Genomic DNA, 19,785 nt, shown 5'->3' on the forward strand with positions numbered 1-19,785 from the left:
GGGCGAGCCGAGGGCCGAGGATGCAGGATTGCGGAATGCGACAAAGTTGTCCGAAAGGGACTAGGGCGATTGTCGGCAGAGCTACCCCAAAGCCGAAATACCAGCCCAATCCGGCGAGGAAGTTGTCAGTTCCCCTCGATAAGAGGGCCCGTAGGCTCACAGAATGCCCTAAACCGCTCGGAAATTACGACCAAAGTTCGAAAATATGGCGTATGGTGCAACCATCGCCGCTCCGCTCTGGGCGATTGTCTGTCTGCACCGGTCAAGCAAGAGAACGCTGACTTAGGACGCGGTTTGACCGCATGAGACTGTGGTCACCGCTTCCGCTTGACCAAGCGCCTGTCCCGCCAGGGATACATCGACTGACCCCGCGTCAGAGCCACTGTGAATTCGAGGTAGATATATGTCGTATGCCTACAAGCTGAATGAAGACGTTCGCCACCAACCCCAAGGCCCACAAGGACGTGCCGCAACTGAGCCGCCGATGATTTACACCATCGTCCAGCATATGCCCATCGAGTCCGATGGACGTCTCCGATACCGCATCAAGTGCAAGTCGGAGAAAATCGAGCGAGTCGTCACGGAAGATCAGCTTTCGTATTCGCAGTGAACTGCTTGACGACGGCGGCTTCCGCGATCAGCGTGAGCGCTTCGGCAATTTTGGCATCTTGTCGGGATTGAACGGCGGTATCTGCCGGGCTCGTTCGGGTGCGGGGGTCTGCTGTTCCGTCAGAATCAGCGTACCCTGGAGGACCATTCCCGGCACCTGCGCTGCCCTCGCCGTGTAAGTCGCGACCTTGCCCGGGCAGTTTCCGTCGATATCCAGCGTGAGCTCATCGTCGACGCCGAACACCGTTGCGCGTCCGTCGGTATGGCGCCTCGTCGACACGGTGGCGGTGAAGCGATCGCCGTCGACCTTGCAAGAGCCGTGATAGGTCATCAGGCTATCGCAGCCCCAAATCTGTCCGTCTGCGACATGGACGATCCCGGTCCCCTGATCGAGCGGCGTCTTGTACCAGGCGGCGTAGGTGCCGTCCTTCAACATGGGAGCAGTCTCCCGGTATTCCCTCGCGCATCATCGACACGATCAGCGCTAACAAAGCGTTAATCGCGCGGCCTGTGCCAATCCGGGCTATCCCTGCGCAGTTCGGCCTCCAGGTCTTCAATGATGCTGTGAAGCAGGCAGGCGGCAAGTGGATCGGTCACTTCGCGCTCCAAATGCCGGTAACGCGCGATCTGGAATTCCTGCTCTCTCAACTGGTGCTCTGTCATCGGACGGGCCCTCCGACGAAACGACGCAGAGACAGCCGAACAGTTTCGTTACAATTTTAGGATCATTCGCTATGGTTTCTGATCGGTAAAACAACGCAGGCCAGGCTTTGCCGACGCGCGGACCATGGGGCGTCAAAAGGTCGATACGCTGACACGTACCGCTGTCACGGCACCTCGCCGTTGTTGCGACTTCCGCCGATGCTGTGCGGCTTGTTGAGGAAGAACTCCCGGTTACCGAGAGCCGCCTCCGCGTACTGGTCGATGGCGACCTGGATGGCCTCGATGTGCATGCGGCACCAGCCCTCGAGGCAGGACAGGCGCCGCGCATGATGGAGAGCCTTCAGAAATTCCGGGGGCTCCGGCATGTCGGAGAAGTAGGTCGGCCTCTCCCCCTTCATGCCCGTGCCATCTCTCGCGGCGGAACAAGGCGGCGCTTCTCAACGCCGACGCGCGATGGCATCGGTCGCCGGCGGGGAACGAAGAGGCTGGCGACAACGATCGGGTCGGTGTCTCCGAGCGCGGCCCGCTCCTGGACGAGGCCGCTCATCACCGTGCGCATTTTCATGACTTCGCCCGCAACGAAGCCGCAGTCCTCGTCCCTGTTGATCTGCTCATGCATGATGGCCTCGGCCTCACGCATGCTGACGCGTAACGCCCTGATGATCCTGCGGATTTCGTTGATGCGGTTGTCCATGGCTCGCTCCCTTGGCTGGACGAGCAGCATAAGAACAAAACATGAACAATGAGTCAATCGGCTTGAGGTAGAACACACCCGTGGCGGCACGCCGCGCCGGCGCAAACCGGCCTCCTCGTCATCCCACATGGGCCGGGGCTTGCGAGCCAGATCAGAACGTCACCCGCATCCCCGCATAGAATGCACGCGGCCTTGCCGGGCTGAGCGAGCGCGGGTCGTTGAAGTCGGCGGCGCCGTTGGTGAAGTTTGGCAAGGCTCCTGTGTCGAAGAACTGTCCATAGGTCGCGTAGCGCTTGTCGAAGATGTTGTCGATCTTGCCGTAGAGCTGGAAGTTCTTGGTCACCTGGTAGGACGTGTGCAGGTTGAACACGGTGTACGACGGCAGCTTCGCATATTGGTTGGACTCGTCTCCAACCAGGTATTGGCTGGAGACGAACAGCGCGTTGCCGCCGACCTTCCAGACGTCGGTGACGGCATAGTCGACACCGACCTTGACGCGATGGCGCGGGATCGCGGGGAGCTGGTTGCCGGGCAGCACCTGAATGGTCTCGGTGGCAATATCCCTGAACGGGCTTTCGGAACCGAGCGCGAAAGCGTCGAGATAGCGTGCGTCGACGAACGCGTAGCTCGCCTGAAACTGAAGCGTGGGCGACTTGATGTTGACCTCGGCTTCGAGCCCCTGACGCCTGGTCCGGCCCACGTTGGAGAAATAGCCGAAGCCGGTGCGGCCGACTGCGGGAACGGCGACGATGTCGTCGTAATTGGTCGCGCGGAATCCGCCGAGCTTCCATCCGAGCGTGCCGATGTTGAGCTCCCTGCTGCCGCGCAGGCCCGCTTCCACGGTCTTGGACACGACCTGTTTCAGCGGTGGATCGGAGACGAGAAACGCGGCAATGAGACAGGGACGGGCGGGATCGGAGCAGCCGAGCTCGAGCGGCGTCGGAACGCGGTTGGCCTCGGAATAGCCGGCATAGGCCGTCAGCTCCGGTGTAATTTTGTATGTGCCGCCGATCACCGGATTGAAGCGGGTGAAGGTGTGATCGCCGTTAAGATCGGTCCCGAGCTGATCCTCCAGCGTGATGCGCGCCACGTTGAAACGGCCGCCGCCGGTGACGGCGAAGGCGTCCGTGATATTGAACGTGTCCATTGCGTAGAGGCCGTTATACTGGTTGACGGTCCGCAGCGAGACAGGGCCGGCAACGGTTTCAGGTACGCCGGTCGGCCCCAGGAAGAGACTGCTGCCGCTGACGACGTAGTTTTCTCCGATCGTGCCGATTTCGGCGGTGGCGTTGTAGCGCGTGACGCTGGCATCATAGGTCGTGCCCATCACGAAGCGGTTGTCGTGGCCAAACAGTTGATCGGTGTTGGTGGCCTGCCCCGACACGCCGAAGGTGGTCGAACGTATCGAACTGCGGTCGATCTCGCCGAGGATGGTTCCGGACGCGAAAGGATTGGCAAGCGGCAGGCCGTTCACGCCGTTTGCCGGTGTGGCGCCGTCGCCGAAGCAAAGAAGGCCGGTGAGCCCCGGATCGGTGCATTCCTGCGCGTCGGTCGGATTGCCGTCGACGAGCTTCTGCTCGTAGCGGCGCACATGGGCGGTGCCTTCGAGCGTCCAGGTCGGCGTCGCATCGACCTTGCCGGTCAGGTTGAGATAGCCGACGCGATTGGAGGTGGTCTGCGGTGTCGTGTAGGTCGCACCCCAATATTTGTCGAGCAACTCGGCGGGAACGGTGGCGCTGGCGCCGAAATCGTTCTTGGCGACGCCCATGTTGGCGTGGAATTCGCTGTCGCCGGCCTTGTAGCCGACATCGCCGTAGAAGCGCCGCACGTCCGATTGGGAGAAATTGCGGAAGCCGCTGTCGTGCAGGCCTTCGAGCGCGGCATAGACGCCGTAGTTCTTGTCGACCGTCTTCCCCCATTGCGCCGAGCCCTGGATGCGGCCGAACGAGCCGCCCATGAGATCAAGCTCCGCACCCTGATAGGTGAAACCATCCTTCATTTGCAAATTAATCGCGCCACCCAGCGCGTTGAGGCCGAAGGCTGGGTTGTTGGTCACGAGCGTGACCGACCGGATCGCCGCGGTCGGGATCAGGTCCCAATTGACGGCGTCGGAGAAGGCTTCGTTGATGCGGACGCCGTTCTGATACACGGCGAGGCCTTGCGGCGTGCCCGTCACCGGCGAGGCAACGAAGCCGCGGAATTCGACATCCGGCTGAAACGGATTGCCGGTGACCTCGCTGATGTTGACGCCGGCGATGTTGTCGCGAAGCGCATCGGTGATGCTCATCGAGCCGGTGCGCTTGATCTGGCTGGCATCGACGGCGTTGATCGCCGACGGGACCTTGTCGACGTCGAGACCTCTGCCGGTACCCGGCGCGGTCGGATAGACGTAGAGGCGCGTCCTGGAACTGGCGGATGACGGTGCCCCGACGTGCGCGACCGGACGCGACGACGCGGTGCGCCGCGCCGTCGACGGCGGTGGCGCCGTCACCTCGACCGGCGGCAGGTTCTGGACGTTGGTTTCCTCGTCCTGCGCGGCCCTCGCGGGGATCGCGAAGATCAACCCCGACACCAGCCCGGTCGAAACCGAGGCCATCACCAAACGACGCTTGAACCCAAGAGGCTTGAACCCAAAACGCTTGAACCCAACACGATCGCCCATCCTAGCCTTCCCATCCGTGACCGCCGGCTGTTTTGATTTTCGCCGGTTGGTCGAGACGAGTGTAATCGGCAGAGATGCGTGCGCCACCCACAAAAGGTCGGGCCGTATCCGCACCAATTTTCCCGCCAAAATCGGGAATTTTTCCCGACGCGATCAGGCCGCCGCCGTCGGAACCAGTGCTTCGACGGTCAGACCGCCATCACCGGAAACGACGTTGAGCGTGCCGCCCAGCGCCAGGATCCGCTCGCGCATGCCGACGAGCCCGAAGCCGAGCTTCTGGCCTGGCTCCATGCCGCGGCCGTTGTCGCTGACCCGTACCCGGGCACAGCCGCGGCCATCGCTTGCCGCCTGCGCCACCGGCTCGATGACGACATTGACCGAGGTCGCGCCGGCGTGGCGGAACACGTTGGTGAGCGCCTCCTGCACGATGCGGTAGATGGTGAGGTCGGCGGTCTCCCCGGTGACGCCAAGCGCCGGCGAGATCGCGGTCTCGATGGTGACATCGGGATGCGACTCCCGCCACAGCCGCGACAGCGATTCCAGCGCCTGGCGCAGGCCGAGCTCGGCAAGGCCGACGGGCCGGAGGCGTTCCAGTACCCGGCGATTGAACTGCTGAAGCGCGTTGATCTGCTCCAGCATGGCGCTGCCGTGTTTTCGTACGGCCTCCGCACTGGGGGCGCGTCCGTCCGCCTGCTTCGCCAGCGCGCTGGCATGCGCCCGCAGCGAGAACAGGTATGGCCCGAACTCGTCATGGAGCTCGCGCGCGATCTCCTTTCGCTCGACGTCCTGGAGCGACACCGTTCGCTCGGCGAGGCGCCGCTTGTCCTCGATCGCCTCGCTGAGCGTTGCCGCAAGATGGTTGAGCTTGGTGCAGATCGCGGCGAGCTCCGGTGCGCCGCCCGGCGCGACGCGCGCCTGATAGCGCCCGTCTTCGAGCTCGGCCATCACATCCGCAAGGGACTGGAGCGGCGCCAGTGCCCGGCCGATCACATTCATCATCACCAGAAACAGCGCCAGCGCGATCACCGAGCCGACCTCGAGCTGGGTCACGATGGCGTCCCAGATCTCGGCGATCTCGTCATCGGGATGGGAGGTGATCAGCAGCGAACCCGGCTTGCCATGGATCGAGACGGGTACGCTCACCGCGGTCTGCTCGGGATGGACCAGGCTGACGAACCAGGCCGGCGGCGCGCGGGTCTCGTCGTCGGCGTCGGTCCGGGGCTGCGTCAGCGGACTGCCCGCTTCGTCCCGAAGCGCAATGCTGACATGGCGCAGGCGGCTGAGGTCGCGTGCGATCTGGTTCAGCCTGGCGTCCGGATCGGGCGCCTCGTTGAGATCCGCCACGATCATTTCGATGAATTCGCGCGCCAGCCGGATCACGCTCTGGTCCTCTGCCTGCACGCGCGGCCCGGCTTCCGCGACCTGGCGGCCGATATTGACGGCGAGCCCCAGCGCCAGCAGCAGCGCCAGCAGCAAGTTGATGCGCCCACGCAAGGATAGATTTTGCCACATTGGTATCGCCCGTGCCCCGCGAAGGATTGGCCTGCGCCTGTCCGATAACGTTGACAGAGGCGAAGCGCCCGATATCTAATCGAAAGCGTACAGCAATCCCGGCCGGGCGCGAAACAGGCCAAGACGCTGTCGCGAGGAACGCCTATGCGCATTTTGATCGTCGACGATCATCCCATCGTCGCCTCCGGCTGCCGTGCCGTGCTGGCCGACGAGGGCGAGATCGAGATTTTGGAGGCCGCCGACGCCGAAGACGGCGAGTGCGTCTTCATCGTCGAGCGCCCTGACCTCTCGATCATCGACATCAACCTGCCGACCGTGTCCGGCTTCGAGCTGGCGCGCCGCATTCTGGAGCGCGCGCCCGAGGCCCGAATCATCATGTTCAGCATGAACGACGACCCTGCGTTTGCCGCGCGTGCGATCGAGTGCGGCGCCAAGGGCTACGTCTCAAAGACCGGCGACCCCGACGATCTCGTCGAGGCGATCCGCACCGTCGGCAGCGGCGGTACCTATTTGCCGAGCGCGATCGCGCGCAGCATCGCCTTTGCAGGACCCGCGCTGGCGCAAAGCCCGCTGTCGAAGCTGAACGCGCGCGAGATGGAGATCTTGCGGCTGCTCAGCGCGGGAAAGAGCCTTTCCGAGATCGCCTGGCTGGTGCAGTCGTCCTACAAGACTGTCGCCAACACCTCGTCCATCATGCGCCAGAAGCTCGGGGTGAAAACCTCTGTCGAGCTGGTGCGGCTCGCGATCGACAGCGGCGTGGCCTGAAGGCCGCCACGAATTCGGTCACACAAGCGTTGCAATCCTGATGTGGCTTGATGCCACGGAGCATAACGGCATGATGATCCAGACTGTCTCGACCAATACATCCTATGGCGGCGTGCAGGGCGTGTATCGCCATGCCAGCCAGGCGACCGGAACCGACATGACGTTCTCGGTCTATGTTCCCCCGCACGCGCAGGGCGCCAAGCTGCCCGTGGTCTGGTATCTCTCCGGCCTCACCTGCACGCACGCCAACGTGACCGAGAAGGGCGAATTCCGCAAAGCCTGCGCCGAGCTCGGCTTGATCTTCGTCGCGCCCGACACCAGCCCGCGCGGCCCCGACGTGCCGGGCGATGCGAACAATGCCTATGATTTCGGCCTCGGCGCCGGCTTCTATGTCGACGCGACGGAAGCGCCGTTTTCACGCAATTATCGGATGTGGAGCTACGCCACCGACGAACTGCCGAAACTCGTGGCGGAGAATTTTCCGGTCGACGCGAAGCGCCAATCGGTGATGGGCCATTCGATGGGCGGCCACGGCGCACTGACGGTCGCGCTGCGCAACCCGCACCGTTTTCGCGCGGCCAGCGCTTTTGCGCCGATCGTGGCACCGTCGCTCGTGCCTTGGGGTATCAAGGCGCTGACCGGCTATCTCGGGCCGAACAAGGACAATTGGCGCAGCCACGACACGGTGGCGCTGATCGAGGACGGCGCGAAATTTTCAGGCTTTCTGGTCGATGTCGGCGAGGCCGATAATTTCCTCAAGGAGCAGCTCAAGCCGGAGCTGCTGCAGGCCGCCTGCAACAAGGCCAACATCCCGCTGACGCTGCGACGGCAGGCGGGCTACGACCACAGCTATTATTTCATCTCGACCTTCATGGGCGATCACCTGCACTGGCATGCGGAGAGATTGAAAGGGTGATGGCTTCTTCTCTCTTGGAAGAACCTACTCCGGCTTGCCGTAGTTCGGTGCCAGCAACCGGTTGCGGATCAGATAGCTCATCGTGCGCGTCCAGGATTCATCCGTGTTGCCGCGCATGTCGGCGCTGGCGGCCGTGATCATATTGCCGGTCTTCACGTCGCGCAGGTAGATGTTCAGATTGATGATCAGGTTCGAAACCTTCTGCACCATGCCGGTGATTTCCAAATCGGCACCCAACTGCCCGGCAAGCTTGAGGTCGCAATTGCCGCAGGCCTGCAAATTGCTGTGACGCGCCGCATCCCGGATCGGCGCGATATCGAGCAGCTGGAACCTGCCTGACTCGACCAGTGCCTTGCGCAACTGCTCGCTGATAAGGTCGAGCCTCGCCTCCTCCGGCTTGGAGCCGTAGAACTCGCCGGGCAGGCTGGTGTCGATCAGTTCGAAATCGAACACCGCGAGTTTCGGCGGATCGGCGAGCGCGACCGAGCCCGTCAACAGCAAAGCCGCGAAACCTATCAGCGCTCGCATGACCGTGATTCCCGGCCTCACGCGCGCGAGGACGAAATGCGGGGTTGCATGGCCTGACAAATCGGTCATGCTTTAGCAGAGACAATTCTCCATCGGTGGTCAAGCCGGGGAGTTGTACGGAGGAAACATGATCCGATGGTTGGTCGGCCTGATCGGCCTGGGTGTTGCTGCGACGAGTGCGCTCGCGGCCGACCCTGTCATGATCGGCGTCGGCTATCTCGGAGTCGCCGGCACCAGATCGACGCTGTCGCTGGTCGCGCAGCCCGCGGAGAATGACGGCATCGCCGGCGCACGCCTCGCCATCGAGGACAACAACACCACCGGCAAGTTCCTCAACCAGCGTTTTGCGCTGGAGGAGCGGCGCATCAAGGAGGGCGAGGATGCCGTGCAGGCCGCGACCGACCTCGCCGCACGCAACGGCTTCATCATCGCCGACCTGCCGGCCGACGCGCTGCTGAAAGTCGCCGATGCCTTGCGCGAGCGCGGCACGTTGCTGTTCAACGCCGGCGCGATCGACGAGCGGCTGCGCGAGGCCGATTGCCGTGCCAACGTCATCCACACCGCGCCGACGCGCGCAATGCTGGCCGATGCGCTCGGCCAATATCTGGTGTGGAAGCAGTGGAAGCGCTGGCTGCTCGTGGTCGGCTCGCATGACGAGGACAAACTGTTCGCCGATGCGCTCCGGCGCACCGCGACGCGGTTCGGCGCCAAGATCGTGCAGGAGCGCAGCTTCGAAGACAAAGGCGGCGCGCGCCGCACCGACTCGGGCGTGACGCTGATCCAGCGCCAGATGCCGGTGTTCACGCAACAGGCTCCGGCCTACGACGTGCTGCTCGCGGCCGACGAGAGCGAGGTGTTCGGCGCTTACCTGCCCTATCGCACCTGGGATCCGCGGCCTGTCGCGGGCTCTGCCGGCCTCGTGCCGCGGAGCTGGGACGCCGCGCAGGACCAGTGGGGCGCGATCCAGATGCAGAACCGCTTCGTCAAGCTGAACGCGCGGCGGATGACCGCGCTCGACATGCAGGCCTGGACGGCCGTGCGCATGATCGGAGAGGCCACCTCGCGCACCAATTCCGGCGACATCAAGAAGGTCACCGATTTCATCAAGGGTCCGGAGTTCTCGGTCGCCGCCTTCAAGGGAACGAAGCTGACCCTGCGCGACTGGAACCTACAGCTGCGCCAGCCGATCCTGCTGGTCGACGGCCGCATGGTGGTGTCGGTGTCGCCGCAAGAAGGGTTCCTGCACCAGGTCTCCGAGCTCGACACGCTCGGCTATGACCGCCCGGAGAGCAAATGCAAGCTGAAATGAGGAAGAAGATGTTGCGCTTGTGGCGTGTGGGACTGCTGTCCGGGCTGGCGCTGACGGCAGCGCCCGCGCATGCGTTCATCGCCTATGTCTCGAACGAGAAGAGCAACACGGTGTCGGTGATCGATACCGACAGCTGGACGGTGACCAAGACCATCAAGGTCGGCCAGCGCCCGCGCGGCATCGACTTCACGCGCGACGGCAAGTTCGTGATGGTCGCGGTCGGCGACGACGACACCATCCAGATGATCGATGTCAAGACGCAAACCGTGGTGGACAGCCTTCCCTCCGGGCCCGACCCTGAATTGTTCGCCCAAGATGCCGCCGGCAAGGTCCTCTATGTCGCCAACGAGAACGACAACACAGTGACGGTGATCGACCTCGAGAAGCGCGCCCGCCTTGGCGACATTCAGGTCGGCGTCGAGCCCGAGGGCATGACCATCAGCCCGGACGGCAAGACGCTGATCAACACGTCCGAGACCACCAACATGGCGCATTTCATCGACACGTCGTCGCGCCAGATCGTCGCCAACGTGCTGGTCGACGCGCGGCCGCGCTTTGCCGAATTCAAGCACGACGCTTCCGAATTGTGGGTGTCCTCCGAGATCGGCGGCACCGTCTCGATCATCGACCCCGGAAAGCACGAGGTGACCGGCAAGATCAATTTCGAGATTCCGGGGTTGAGGAAGGAGGCCATCCAGCCCGTCGGCATCGGCATGACCCGGGACGACAAGACCGCCTTCATCGCGCTCGGGCCCGCCAACCGCATCGCCGTGGTCGATACCGCCTCGCGCAAGGTGACGAAATATCTGCTGGTAGGACAACGGGTCTGGCACATGGCCTTCACGCCGGACGAAAAATACCTGCTCACCACCAATGGCGTCTCGAACGACGTCTCCGTCATCGACGTCGCCGCGCAAAAGGTGATCAAGACCATTCAGGTGGGCGAACTGCCCTGGGGTATCACGATCGCGCCATGACCAACCCTGCTCCCATTGCCGAACAACGCGAAACACCAAGGCCCGATCCGACGGCGGTACCCGCGCTGTCGATCGACGGCGTCAGCCACGCCTATGGACCGCGCCGCGCGCTGATGGACGTGTCCTTCAACGTGCAGCCCGCGAGCTTTACGGCCCTGCTCGGCCTCAACGGTGCGGGCAAGAGCACGCTGTTCTCGCTGATCACACGGCTGTTCGGCATCCAATCCGGCCGCGTCGGCATTTTCGGCCATGACGTCGGCAAAAGCCCCGGCGAAGCGCTGCGGTTGCTCGGCGTCGTGTTCCAGCCGCGCACGCTCGATCTCGATCTGTCGCTGACGCAGAACCTGCTCTATCACGCCGCACTCCACGGCATCAGCCGCCGCGAGGCCCGCGCGCGAGCCGCCGAGCTGCTCGGCCGCATCGGGCTTACAGAGCGCGCCGGCAGCAAGGTGCGCGATCTCTCGGGCGGGCAGATGCGGCGGCTGGAAATCGCCCGTGCGCTGCTGCACCGGCCGCGCCTGCTGTTGCTGGACGAGCCCACCGTCGGCCTCGACGTCAAGGCGCGCGCCGACATCATCAGCCATGTGCGCCAGCTCGTGAGCGAGCAAGGCATCGGCGTGCTCTGGGCCACGCATCTGTTCGACGAGATCATGGCCGGTGACAATCTCGTGGTGCTGCACCAGGGCAAGGTGCTGGCGCAGGGGCCGATGAGCCGCGTCGTCGCGGAAGCCGGCGCGCAGGACGTCAACACCGCCTTCATGCGTCTGACCGGCGCGCAGACCCTGCCGGGAGGCGGCGCATGAGCAGCATCGCCACCCGCAATGCCCCACGCGGCTTCTCGTTCCAGGAATACATGACCTGCCTCACGGGCATCGTCTGGCGCGAAGGCCTGCGCTTCCTGCACCAGCGCGAGCGTTTCGTCTCGGCGCTGGTGCGGCCGCTGGTGTGGTTGTTCATCTTCGCCGCCGGTTTCCGCCAGGTGCTCGGCATCTCCATCATCCCGCCCTACGAAACCTACATCCTCTACGAGGTCTTCATCGCGCCGGGGCTGATGGCCATGATCCAGCTCTTCAACGGCATGCAATCCTCGCTCTCGATGGTCTACGACCGCGAGATGGGGAACATGCGCACGCTGCTGGTAAGCCCACTGCCGCGCGGCTACCTGTTGTTCTGCAAGCTGCTCGCGGGCACCGCGGTGTCGCTGCTCCAGGTCTATGCGTTCCTGCTGATCGCCTGGTTCTGGGACATCACCCCTCCTTTATCCGGCTATCTCACCGTGCTGCCGGCACTGATCCTGTCGGGACTGATGCTGGGCTCGCTCGGCATGCTGATCTCCTCCGGCATCAAGCAGCTGGAGAACTTTGCCGGCGTGATGAATTTCGTCATTTTCCCGATGTTCTTCGCTTCATCGGCGCTCTACCCGCTCTGGCGGGTGCAGGAGGGCAGCCCATATCTCTACTATGTTTGCGAGGCCAATCCGTTCACCCATGCGGTCGAGCTGATACGTTTTGCATTCTACGGGCAAATCAACTGGATCTCGCTGGCGGTGGTCGCGACCTGCACAATCGTCTTCATGATCGGCGCGATCTATGCCTATGATCCCTCGCGCGGGCTGGCGCGACGGGGCCCTGCGGGAGGCGAAGGATGACGGTTCGGGTTCTGGCCATGGCCGCTCTGATGCTCGCAGCCGCGAGCACGGCGGCACGCGCGGCCGATCCGCGCTATCCGGATTGGCCCTGCACGCAGGCCAAAGTGCCGGACATTTCGCTCGCGGCCGTTTGGGCCGGTCCTTCGCTCGACGACGTGCAGAACAAGTGGAAGGACGACGCCAAAGTCAGCGCGCTGGTCGCCAAATTGTCGGCACGCAAGACGCCGCTGGACGAAGCCGAGAAGTTGGTGAGGGAGTTTTTGGCGGGCTCCGCGGCCGACAAGACCGCGAATGCGAAACTGCTGTTCGCAGGCTTGTTCGACACGCTCAACGCTCAGCGCTCGCAGGTCATGAGCGGACTGGAACGCGTCAGCCGCAAGCAGCGCGAAGCCGCCGACAAGATCCGTGAGGAGAGTGTGCAGCTCCAGGCGCTCCAGGGCGCCACGCCGCGCGACGAGGCCAAGGTCGATGCGCTCAGCAACGAGCTGATCTGGAAGACCCGCATTTTCGAGGACCGCTATAAGGTGGTACGGTTCGTCTGCGAGGTTCCCACCACAATCGACCAGCGGCTGTTTGCGCTCGGACGCGTGATCCAACAGGAAATGGAATAGCGTCAGCCTCATTGACCGCTTGCGGCAGGTTCCCGCGCCCCCATTGCGATGATTAACCTGTCGCCGCGCTATATGCCGGAACCAAATCGATCCAGGATGTCTTGTCGATGGGTAATCCAAGGCATCGGGAGGCCTCGATGGGAACCACGAAATTCATCCTCGCAGGCGCTGCGGCCATCAGCATGCTCGCAAGCAGCGCATTCGCTGACGATTTGACCGGAATGGTCACCCGGATAGATCGGCTCAACAGCACGATTTCGATCCAGCAGACACAGAAGGGCACAGTCGGCGGCAGCGCAGGCGGCGCCGGCGCGCTCCAGGAGTACAAGGCCAAGGATGCCGCGATGCTTGACGCCGTCCACGCCGGCGACAAGGTGAGCTACTCTGCGACCGACAATAACGGCACGGGCACGCTGACGAAATTGCAGAAGCAGTAGGCTTTCCTCGCCTCTTCCCACGTGCGACAGGGCGTCATGGCCGGGCTTGTCCCGGCCCTCCACGCATAGCCACGCGGCACCAAGAACGTGGATGCCCGGGACAAGCCCGGGCATGATGATCTCTTGCCTACTGCTCCGGCCGCGGCTCCGGCTGAGCCTCCTCGGTCGGAAGTTTGGCGCGCTCCCAGCCGTCGGTGCCATCGGGATACCAGGCGATGTTGGAGTAGCCGTACGCGAGCGCGCGCTTGGCGGCGTTCCAGGACATCCAGCAATCGGCCAGGCAATAGATCACGAGCAGCACGGTCTTGTCGCCGTGTGCTGCACGCGCGAGGCCGCGCTGGAAATAATCGTCCATGACGGGCGGCAGCGTGCCGTAGCCGGTATCCGGCAGCCAGATGCTGCCCGGAATGTTCTTGCGGGGCGCCTCGCGCCAAACGGTACCCGCTGGGAGGTTCTTCGGCTTCGGCGCGCGCGGCAGCACGTCGATGAAGGCGCCGCTCCTCGCGTGCCAGATCGCCTCGGCCTCTGACGTCGACAGCACGCGCGCGCCGCCCAGCGTCTCCGGCACAGGCGCGCGGTAATTGTCGGTGCGATAGCCCTCGGGCTCGAACGGCTCCTGCTGCTGCGCAACGCCCGGCGCCGCCAGCATGGCGGCGACCAGCGCAACGGCAAGGTGCCGCCTCATGGCGTCTGCCTCATGGCGTCTTTTTGGCCGTCTCCGCGCCGAGCGGCCGATCGTTCTCGTCCAGCAGCGGAACGCCGAAGTCGAGCAGGATCTTGTTGATCTCGCCCTGGTTCTCCTGGATCAGCTTGTTGAGCTGCCGCTTCCAGTTCTGGTCGGCGCCACGCACGCCCATGCCGATGCGATAGACCAGTTTTGGCCCGGTGGTTTCCTTGACCAGCGGGGTGACATGAAGCGAGCCCGCCTTCTTCGCGTAGAACCCCGCCATCGGTCCCCACAGCACGCCGGCGTCAATCTTGCCCGCCGTGAGATCATTGATCATTGCCTGCGCTGAATTGTCGTAACGCGTGTCGATCATCAGCGGATAGGGTTTTGCATCACCCATCAGTCCCGCGATGGCCATGTTGGTGGCAGGCGGCGTGCCGGCGACGATGCCGACATGCTTGCCCTTCAGCCTGGCATCCTCGAGCGTGTCGACCTCCTCCAGCCCGCTGCCTGCTTTCGCGACTAGGGCATAGCTCGTGCGGTAATAGGGATTGGTGCCTTGCACGAGGTCATCGCCTTGGGGAAAGCCCATGATGACGTCGCAGCGATGCGAGCCGAGCGTCATGCGCACGAAGCCGGTGGCTTGCGGAAAAAAGACATAGTCGAGCTTCTTCTGGAGCTTGTCCGCAAACAGCTCGGCAAGCTTGTTCTCGAACCCCTCGCCCTTCTCATTTGAGAACGGCAGATTGCGTGGGTCGGAACAGACGCGCAACACCTTGGGATCGACCAGCTCGAACGAGAGGTCACCCGTCTCGTTGGTCTGCGCGATGGCGACGTCACCGAACGCGCAAGACGCAACCAGTATACTCAGTGAAAACAACCAGCGACGATGTCGTCCGGCCTCCGTCATCGCGCTTCCTCCTGGGCTTGTTTGAATGCTAGCCATGCAACGCATGACGCGCCATGTTTTGCCAGACTGTGTGCTGGCTTTTCTTTATTGCAGTGCAGTGCGCACAACCCTTTGAACTGAGGCGAAAAAGTGTCTCGCATCGCTCTCGTGATCGCAGCCTTGTCCCTGCTGGTGACAGCGACGCTAGCATGCGCCGCAGCGGCCGAATTGCCTGTGAGCGAAGTCGCACCGGGAATCTTCGTACACTCCGGGACCATCGCCCTGATGACCCGCGAGAATGAGGGCGACATCGCCAATGTCGGCTTCATCGTGGGCGAGGATGCGGTGGCCGTGATTGATACCGGCGGTAGCGTTCGCGAGGGCGAGGCGCTGCTGGCGGCGGTGCGGGCCCGCACCAGCAAGCCGATCCGCTACGTCATCAACACCCACGGCCATCCCGACCATGTTTTCGGGAATGCGGCCTTCGCAGTCGGGGACACCATTTTCGTCGGTCACAGCAGGCTGCCGCGGGCGCTCGCTGCCCGCGGGCCGTACTATCTCGACAATTTTAGGCGCATCATGGGCGACGAATTGATATCTCCCGTGAAGATCGTGCCGCCCACAATGCTCGTCACGGACGCAATGACGCTCGATCTCGGCGCACGCCGCCTGACCTTGCGGGCCTGGCCGGCCGGGCACAGCGACAATGATTTGACCGTGTTCGATGAGATGACGAAGACGCTGTTCACCGGCGACCTCGTCTTCCTCCGCCATATTCCGGTGATGGACGGCAGCATTCGCGGCTGGCTCGGCACCCTCGCGGAACTCGAGAGCATTCCGGCGCAGCGCGTCGTTCCCGGTCACGGGCCCGTGAGTGAATGGCCTACGGCGCTGTCCGATGAGCGGCGCTATCTGATGGCACTGCTGGCGGACGTCCGGGCATCGAACAAGAAGGGCGAGCCGATCCGGACCGCCGCAGACAAGGCCGTCGCCTCGGAACGGCCACACTGGGAGCTGTTCGATGACTACAATGCCCGCAACGCAACCGCAGCATTTTCGGAAATTGAATGGGAGTAGCGGACGCGCTACGATGTCCGTAACGTTGCTTCGTCCGCGAGACCATGACCATGACGGGATGCACGCGCCGCCTGCCTCTGATCGCCCTGCTCCTCGGCATTGCATTCGCCGTGCCGGCGCAGGCGGAAGACGCTTACGATCCCTGGCCGGGCCTGGTGCAGGACATCTTCAGCAACCGCCCGATGAATGACGGCGGCAATGTCATTGGCATCGAGATGCCGTATCGTGCCGAGGACGCGGCCATCGTGCCGGTCACTCTGCGCAGCAAGCTCTCGCCTGGCGATGCCCGCCGCATCCGTTCGATCACGCTGGTGATCGATCGTAATCCCGCGCCGATGGCGGCGAAGTTCGAGCTCGGACCGAATGCTAACGTCACCGAAATCTCGACGCGCGTGCGCGTCAACAATTACACCGACGTCCATGCGGTGGCCGAGCTCAGCGACGGCCAGCTCTATGTCTCGAAGGTCTATGTAAAGGCTTCCGGCGGTTGCTCGGCCCCGGCAGGAAAGAATGCGGAGGAAGCCCAGAACCGGCTCGGGCAGATGCGTTACCGGCAATTCGCGCGCGAGGAGGCACCGGCGAGCCGCATGCGGGAGGCTCAGATCATGATCGGCCATCCCAATAATTCCGGGCTGCAGATGGACCAGGTCACGCAGCTCTATATTCCCGCCTTCTTCGTCAACCAGCTCAAGCTGACGCAGGACGACAGCCCCGTACTCTCGATGGAAGGCGGCATCTCGATCTCGGAAGATCCCAATCTGCGCTTCACCTATGTGTCCAACGGCGCCAGGCGTTTTCGCGCGGAAGCCAAGGACACGGACGGACACGTGTTCCGCAACGAGTGGGATGTGGAGAAGCCGGGGACGTAGGTCTCCTGGTCGTCATGGCCGGGCTTGTCCCGGCCGCATGACGGCCACTACAGGCGCAGCGAAGCGGTCAGAAACATCTCACCTCGGCTTCCGCCTGCGCTCGCCTCAAATCATTCACGGCCGAATTCGCCTGCTCCGAGGTGCGGAACTGGACGCCGAGATTGCCGCGGACCTGGGACATGCTGAGCGCGGTTTCGGCGGTGACGTAGCGCTCATAAGACACGATCGAGGCCACCACGTCGATCGAGCAGGAACATTGCTCGATCGCCTGTCGGCTCTCGCCATTGGCCTTCATGCAGCCATAGACGTATTCCGCACGCGCCGACGTCGGATAATCATTGGCCTCTTCAGCCTGCGCGGCGAGCGCGGTCGCAGCCCACACCGCCAATGCGGCGACAATCGGTCGTAGCTGTCCGGCCAGATTCATGCGCGTCCTCCCGCTGGTTGCGACGGAAGCTATGCTATGCCTATTGTCCTGAAAAGCACTCTGTCTGAGGAAACGGCTCACAAGGTGATGAGAGCAATTGGTCGACCGTTGGCACTTGCGGTGACGCTGGCGCTGACACTAGCCGGGCCCGGCCGCGCCGCGGATACAATCCGCCTTGCGGTGCAGAAGACCGGAACATTCTCCTGGGAGCTGGCCGCGATCCGCGCCGGTGGCCTCGACAAGGAGGCCGACCTGTCGCTCGACGTCACCGAGCTTGCGAGCCCCGAGGCCGGCAAGATCGCGCTGCGCGCCGGCAATGCCGACATCATCCTGTCCGACTGGCTGTGGGTGTCTCGCGAGCGCACGCTCGGCGCCAAGCTCACCTTCTATCCCTATTCCAGCGCGCTCGGCGCGGTGATGGTGCCGGCCTCCTCGCCGATCAAGTCGCTCGCCGATTTGAAGGGCCGCAAGCTCGCGGTCGGCGGTGGTCCCATCGACAAGAGCTGGCTGCTGCTCCAGGCGCGCTTGAAGCTGGACGGCATCGACCTGAAATCGGAGGCAACCATCGTCTATGGGGCTCCGCCCCTGATCGCCGCGAAGGCGCTCGACGGGGAGATGGATGCAAGCCTCAACTTCTGGAATTTCTGCGCACAGCTGGAGGCGAAGGGTTTTAGACGCCTCGCCGGCATCGAGGACATTTTGCCGAAGCTCGGCGCCAAGGGCGCCGTCTCCGCAGTCGGCTATGTCTTCGACGAGAGCTGGGCAGCAAGTCATCGCGAGGCCGTGGCGCGCTTCATCGCGATGACCCGCAAGGCCAAGCAGCTGCTGGTGACCTCGGATGCCGCCTGGGACAAGGTCGCGCCGCTCACCGGCACCAGCGATGCCACCCTGCTCAAGACCTATCGCGAGCGCTATCGCGACGGCATTCCGCGCCGGAGCATCGCTGACGAAGAAAAGGACGCGCGCGTGCTCTACCGCGTGCTGGCCGAGACCGGCGGACGCGACCTCGTTGGCTCGGCCGCTGAACTCGAGCCCGGCACGTTCTATCACGCAGTTCCCGGAGACTGAGGTGCTGCGTCTTCTGTCGTTTGCCCTGTTGCTCGCGATCTGGTGGACAGCCGCGCTGTTCGTCGGCGCCGCGAAGCTGCCCTCCCCGCCCGCCGTGCTCGACGTCGTCATCGCGGAAGCATCGAGCGGCGCGCTGTTCCTGCATCTCGGCGCCACGCTTGCCCGCGTAAGCCTCGCCTTCGTGCTGGCGATGTCGCTCGGCAGCGCCCTCGGCTATCTGATGGGACGAGTGAAGCTCGCCGACCGGCTCGGCGATCCCTGGCTGATCCTGCTCCTGAACCTGCCCGCGCTGGTCGTGATCGTGCTCGCCTATATCTGGGCCGGGCTCACGGAGGCCGCAGCGATCGCGGCGATCGCCATCAACAAGCTGCCGACCGCCATCGTTACCCTACGCGAGGGCGCGCGCGCGCTCGACCGCTCGCTCGACGAGATGGCGAGCGTGTTCGCGATGCGGCGCTTGCGCGCCTTTCGCCACGTCGTGCTGCCGCAACTGGCGCCCTATATCGCAGCCTCAGCCCGTTCCGGATTGTCGCTGGTGTGGAAGATCGTACTGGTCGCCGAACTCCTGGGCCGGCCGAACGGCGTCGGCTTCGAGATCGGCGTCGCTTTCCAGCTGTTCGACACGCCGCGGCTGCTGGCCTATTCACTGACCTTCGCCGCCGTCGTGCTCGTGATCGAGACCGCGCTGGTGCAACCGTTCGAAGCCCGCGCAACACGATGGCGACCCCGTGCGGCTTGAGGTCGATATCACAGGCAAGACGTTCAGGAGTGCCGCGGGCGGAACGCAGGAGGTGCTCGCGCCGGTCCACTTCGCGCTTCAATCCGGCGAGGTCGGTGTGCTGATCGGCCCGTCCGGCTGCGGCAAGAGCACGATGCTGCGCATCATCCTCGGGCTCGACCGCGATTTCGAGGGACGCGTCTCGCGCCCGCCGGAAGCGCGGATCGGCATGGTTTTCCAGGAGCCGCGGCTGCTGCCATGGCGCTCGGTCGAGCAGAATGTGCGGCTTGCGGCACCCGACGTCACTGATGCCAAGCTCGCCGAGCTGTTCAGGATCCTGGAGCTGGAGGCGCATCGCAGCCATTTTCCCGGCGAATTGTCACTCGGCCTCGCCCGGCGCGTCGCGCTCGCCCGCGCCTTTGCGGTGGAGCCCGACCTGCTCGTGCTCGACGAACCCCTCGCCTCGCTCGACGACGCACTCGCCGGCCGTTTGCGCGACGAGATCGCGACGCTGGTGGCGCGCCGTCCGGTGATGACGCTGCTCGTCACCCACAGCCTGGATGACGCGATCCGGCTCGGCGACCGCCTGTTCTTGCTGTCGCCGCGACCGGCGCGCATCATGCGGGAGGTGCCGATTGCCATCCCGCGCGCGGAGCGCAGCGAGGCCGAGCTCGGTAGGATCAAGGCCGAGCTCGCGGCGTTGCAGCTTGAATCAAAATGAGAAGTCATGGTCAACTGG

Annotated in this window: 23 protein-coding genes; 13 read left to right on the forward strand and 10 right to left on the reverse strand. The window is 63.9% G+C overall.

Annotated features, from left to right (window positions below; translation table 11 throughout):
• Window positions 1-637 precede the first annotated feature (637 nt).
• The 6 genes from IVB45_RS26600 to IVB45_RS26625 form a co-directional block, all read right to left on the reverse strand.
• Window positions 638-1,045 (reverse strand): hypothetical protein, encoded by a 408-nt coding sequence (locus IVB45_RS26600; RefSeq protein ID WP_247359141.1) that lies wholly within the window; start codon window positions 1,043-1,045, stop codon window positions 638-640.
• Window positions 1,046-1,104: 59 nt separating this feature from the next.
• The gene (locus IVB45_RS26605; RefSeq protein WP_197031110.1) at window positions 1,105-1,272 is read right to left on the reverse strand and encodes a hypothetical protein; all 168 of its coding nucleotides are present in this window, start codon (window positions 1,270-1,272) and stop codon (window positions 1,105-1,107) included.
• A gap of 164 nt (window positions 1,273-1,436) precedes the next feature.
• Complete coding sequence (locus IVB45_RS26610) at window positions 1,437-1,670, reverse strand: hypothetical protein (RefSeq protein WP_027566566.1); 234 nt, start codon at window positions 1,668-1,670, stop codon at window positions 1,437-1,439.
• Window positions 1,667-1,966 (reverse strand): hypothetical protein, encoded by a 300-nt coding sequence (locus IVB45_RS26615; protein ID WP_247359139.1) that lies wholly within the window; start codon window positions 1,964-1,966, stop codon window positions 1,667-1,669. The genes IVB45_RS26610 and IVB45_RS26615 overlap by 4 nt, the downstream gene beginning before the upstream one ends.
• 151 nt (window positions 1,967-2,117) lie before the next feature.
• Window positions 2,118-4,628: a TonB-dependent receptor gene (locus tag IVB45_RS26620; protein WP_247359136.1), complete on the reverse strand. Its 2,511-nt coding sequence runs from the start codon at window positions 4,626-4,628 to the stop codon at window positions 2,118-2,120.
• A gap of 153 nt (window positions 4,629-4,781) precedes the next feature.
• Window positions 4,782-6,140: a histidine kinase gene (locus tag IVB45_RS26625; RefSeq protein ID WP_247359133.1), complete on the reverse strand. Its 1,359-nt coding sequence runs from the start codon at window positions 6,138-6,140 to the stop codon at window positions 4,782-4,784.
• A 144-nt stretch (window positions 6,141-6,284) separates the two neighbouring features.
• Between IVB45_RS26625 and IVB45_RS26630 the strand changes: the two genes are divergently transcribed.
• Window positions 6,285-6,905, forward strand: a complete 621-nt coding sequence (locus IVB45_RS26630; protein ID WP_007612921.1) for a response regulator transcription factor — start codon at window positions 6,285-6,287, stop codon at window positions 6,903-6,905.
• A gap of 70 nt (window positions 6,906-6,975) precedes the next feature.
• Window positions 6,976-7,821, forward strand: coding sequence for an S-formylglutathione hydrolase (gene fghA / locus IVB45_RS26635; RefSeq protein ID WP_247359131.1), 846 nt, complete (start codon window positions 6,976-6,978; stop codon window positions 7,819-7,821).
• Between the two features lie 24 nt (window positions 7,822-7,845).
• Here fghA and IVB45_RS26640 read toward each other — a convergent pair whose 3' ends face one another.
• Entirely contained in the window at window positions 7,846-8,418 is a 573-nt protein-coding gene (locus IVB45_RS26640; protein ID WP_247359129.1) for a DUF3280 domain-containing protein, read from the reverse strand.
• 58 nt (window positions 8,419-8,476) lie between these two features.
• Here IVB45_RS26640 and IVB45_RS26645 point away from each other — a divergent pair, with 58 nt between their 5' ends.
• The 6 genes from IVB45_RS26645 to IVB45_RS26670 all read left to right on the forward strand — a co-directional run bounded on the left by IVB45_RS26645 (window position 8,477) and on the right by IVB45_RS26670 (window position 13,331).
• Window positions 8,477-9,658: an ABC transporter substrate-binding protein gene (locus IVB45_RS26645; RefSeq protein WP_247359128.1), complete on the forward strand. Its 1,182-nt coding sequence runs from the start codon at window positions 8,477-8,479 to the stop codon at window positions 9,656-9,658.
• A complete protein-coding gene (locus IVB45_RS26650; protein WP_247359126.1) occupies window positions 9,643-10,635 on the forward strand; it encodes a YVTN family beta-propeller repeat protein in 993 nt (330 codons plus the stop codon). The genes IVB45_RS26645 and IVB45_RS26650 overlap by 16 nt, the downstream gene beginning before the upstream one ends.
• Window positions 10,632-11,438, forward strand: a complete 807-nt coding sequence (locus IVB45_RS26655; RefSeq protein ID WP_027566558.1) for an ABC transporter ATP-binding protein — start codon at window positions 10,632-10,634, stop codon at window positions 11,436-11,438. Before IVB45_RS26650 ends, IVB45_RS26655 begins: the two co-directional genes overlap by 4 nt.
• On the forward strand, window positions 11,435-12,283 hold the full coding sequence (locus IVB45_RS26660) for an ABC transporter permease (protein ID WP_247359124.1): 849 nt from the start codon (window positions 11,435-11,437) through the stop codon (window positions 12,281-12,283). The genes IVB45_RS26655 and IVB45_RS26660 overlap by 4 nt, the downstream gene beginning before the upstream one ends.
• Window positions 12,280-12,894: a hypothetical protein gene (locus IVB45_RS26665; RefSeq protein ID WP_247359122.1), complete on the forward strand. Its 615-nt coding sequence runs from the start codon at window positions 12,280-12,282 to the stop codon at window positions 12,892-12,894. The genes IVB45_RS26660 and IVB45_RS26665 overlap by 4 nt, the downstream gene beginning before the upstream one ends.
• Window positions 12,895-13,031: 137 nt before the next feature.
• Window positions 13,032-13,331, forward strand: coding sequence for a copper-binding protein (locus IVB45_RS26670; protein ID WP_247359120.1), 300 nt, complete (start codon window positions 13,032-13,034; stop codon window positions 13,329-13,331).
• A gap of 127 nt (window positions 13,332-13,458) precedes the next feature.
• Here IVB45_RS26670 and IVB45_RS26675 read toward each other — a convergent pair whose 3' ends face one another.
• Window positions 13,459-14,016 (reverse strand): PQQ-dependent catabolism-associated CXXCW motif protein, encoded by a 558-nt coding sequence (locus IVB45_RS26675; protein WP_247359118.1) that lies wholly within the window; start codon window positions 14,014-14,016, stop codon window positions 13,459-13,461.
• Between the two features lie 10 nt (window positions 14,017-14,026).
• Window positions 14,027-14,908, reverse strand: coding sequence for a substrate-binding domain-containing protein (locus IVB45_RS26680; RefSeq protein ID WP_247290591.1), 882 nt, complete (start codon window positions 14,906-14,908; stop codon window positions 14,027-14,029).
• Between the two features lie 129 nt (window positions 14,909-15,037).
• Between IVB45_RS26680 and IVB45_RS26685 the strand changes: the two genes are divergently transcribed.
• Both IVB45_RS26685 and IVB45_RS26690 read left to right on the forward strand, forming a co-directional pair.
• Window positions 15,038-15,964 carry a quinoprotein relay system zinc metallohydrolase 2 gene (locus IVB45_RS26685; RefSeq protein ID WP_247359116.1) on the forward strand — a complete coding sequence of 309 codons (927 nt, stop codon included), beginning with the start codon at window positions 15,038-15,040 and terminating at the stop codon, window positions 15,962-15,964.
• A 50-nt stretch (window positions 15,965-16,014) separates the two neighbouring features.
• Window positions 16,015-16,833 carry a quinoprotein dehydrogenase-associated SoxYZ-like carrier gene (locus IVB45_RS26690; protein WP_247359114.1) on the forward strand — a complete coding sequence of 273 codons (819 nt, stop codon included), beginning with the start codon at window positions 16,015-16,017 and terminating at the stop codon, window positions 16,831-16,833.
• A 67-nt stretch (window positions 16,834-16,900) separates the two neighbouring features.
• Here the strand turns inward: IVB45_RS26690 and IVB45_RS26695 are convergent, their stop codons facing one another.
• Window positions 16,901-17,260, reverse strand: coding sequence for a hypothetical protein (locus IVB45_RS26695; RefSeq protein WP_027566550.1), 360 nt, complete (start codon window positions 17,258-17,260; stop codon window positions 16,901-16,903).
• Between the two features lie 87 nt (window positions 17,261-17,347).
• Here IVB45_RS26695 and IVB45_RS26700 point away from each other — a divergent pair, with 87 nt between their 5' ends.
• The 3 genes from IVB45_RS26700 to IVB45_RS26710 are packed head-to-tail and all read left to right on the forward strand — an operon-like array spanning window position 17,348 to window position 19,767.
• Entirely contained in the window at window positions 17,348-18,328 is a 981-nt protein-coding gene (locus tag IVB45_RS26700; RefSeq protein ID WP_247359208.1) for an ABC transporter substrate-binding protein, read from the forward strand.
• A 1-nt stretch (window position 18,329) separates the two neighbouring features.
• The gene (locus IVB45_RS26705; RefSeq protein WP_247359112.1) at window positions 18,330-19,067 is read left to right on the forward strand and encodes an ABC transporter permease subunit; all 738 of its coding nucleotides are present in this window, start codon (window positions 18,330-18,332) and stop codon (window positions 19,065-19,067) included.
• Window positions 19,057-19,767, forward strand: coding sequence for an ABC transporter ATP-binding protein (locus tag IVB45_RS26710; protein ID WP_247359110.1), 711 nt, complete (start codon window positions 19,057-19,059; stop codon window positions 19,765-19,767). Before IVB45_RS26705 ends, IVB45_RS26710 begins: the two co-directional genes overlap by 11 nt.
• Window positions 19,768-19,785: the final 18 nt, after the last annotated feature.

Origin of the sequence: Bradyrhizobium sp. 4 (assembly GCF_023100905.1) — a bacterium.
Taxonomy (GTDB): Bacteria; Pseudomonadota; Alphaproteobacteria; order Rhizobiales; family Xanthobacteraceae; genus Bradyrhizobium.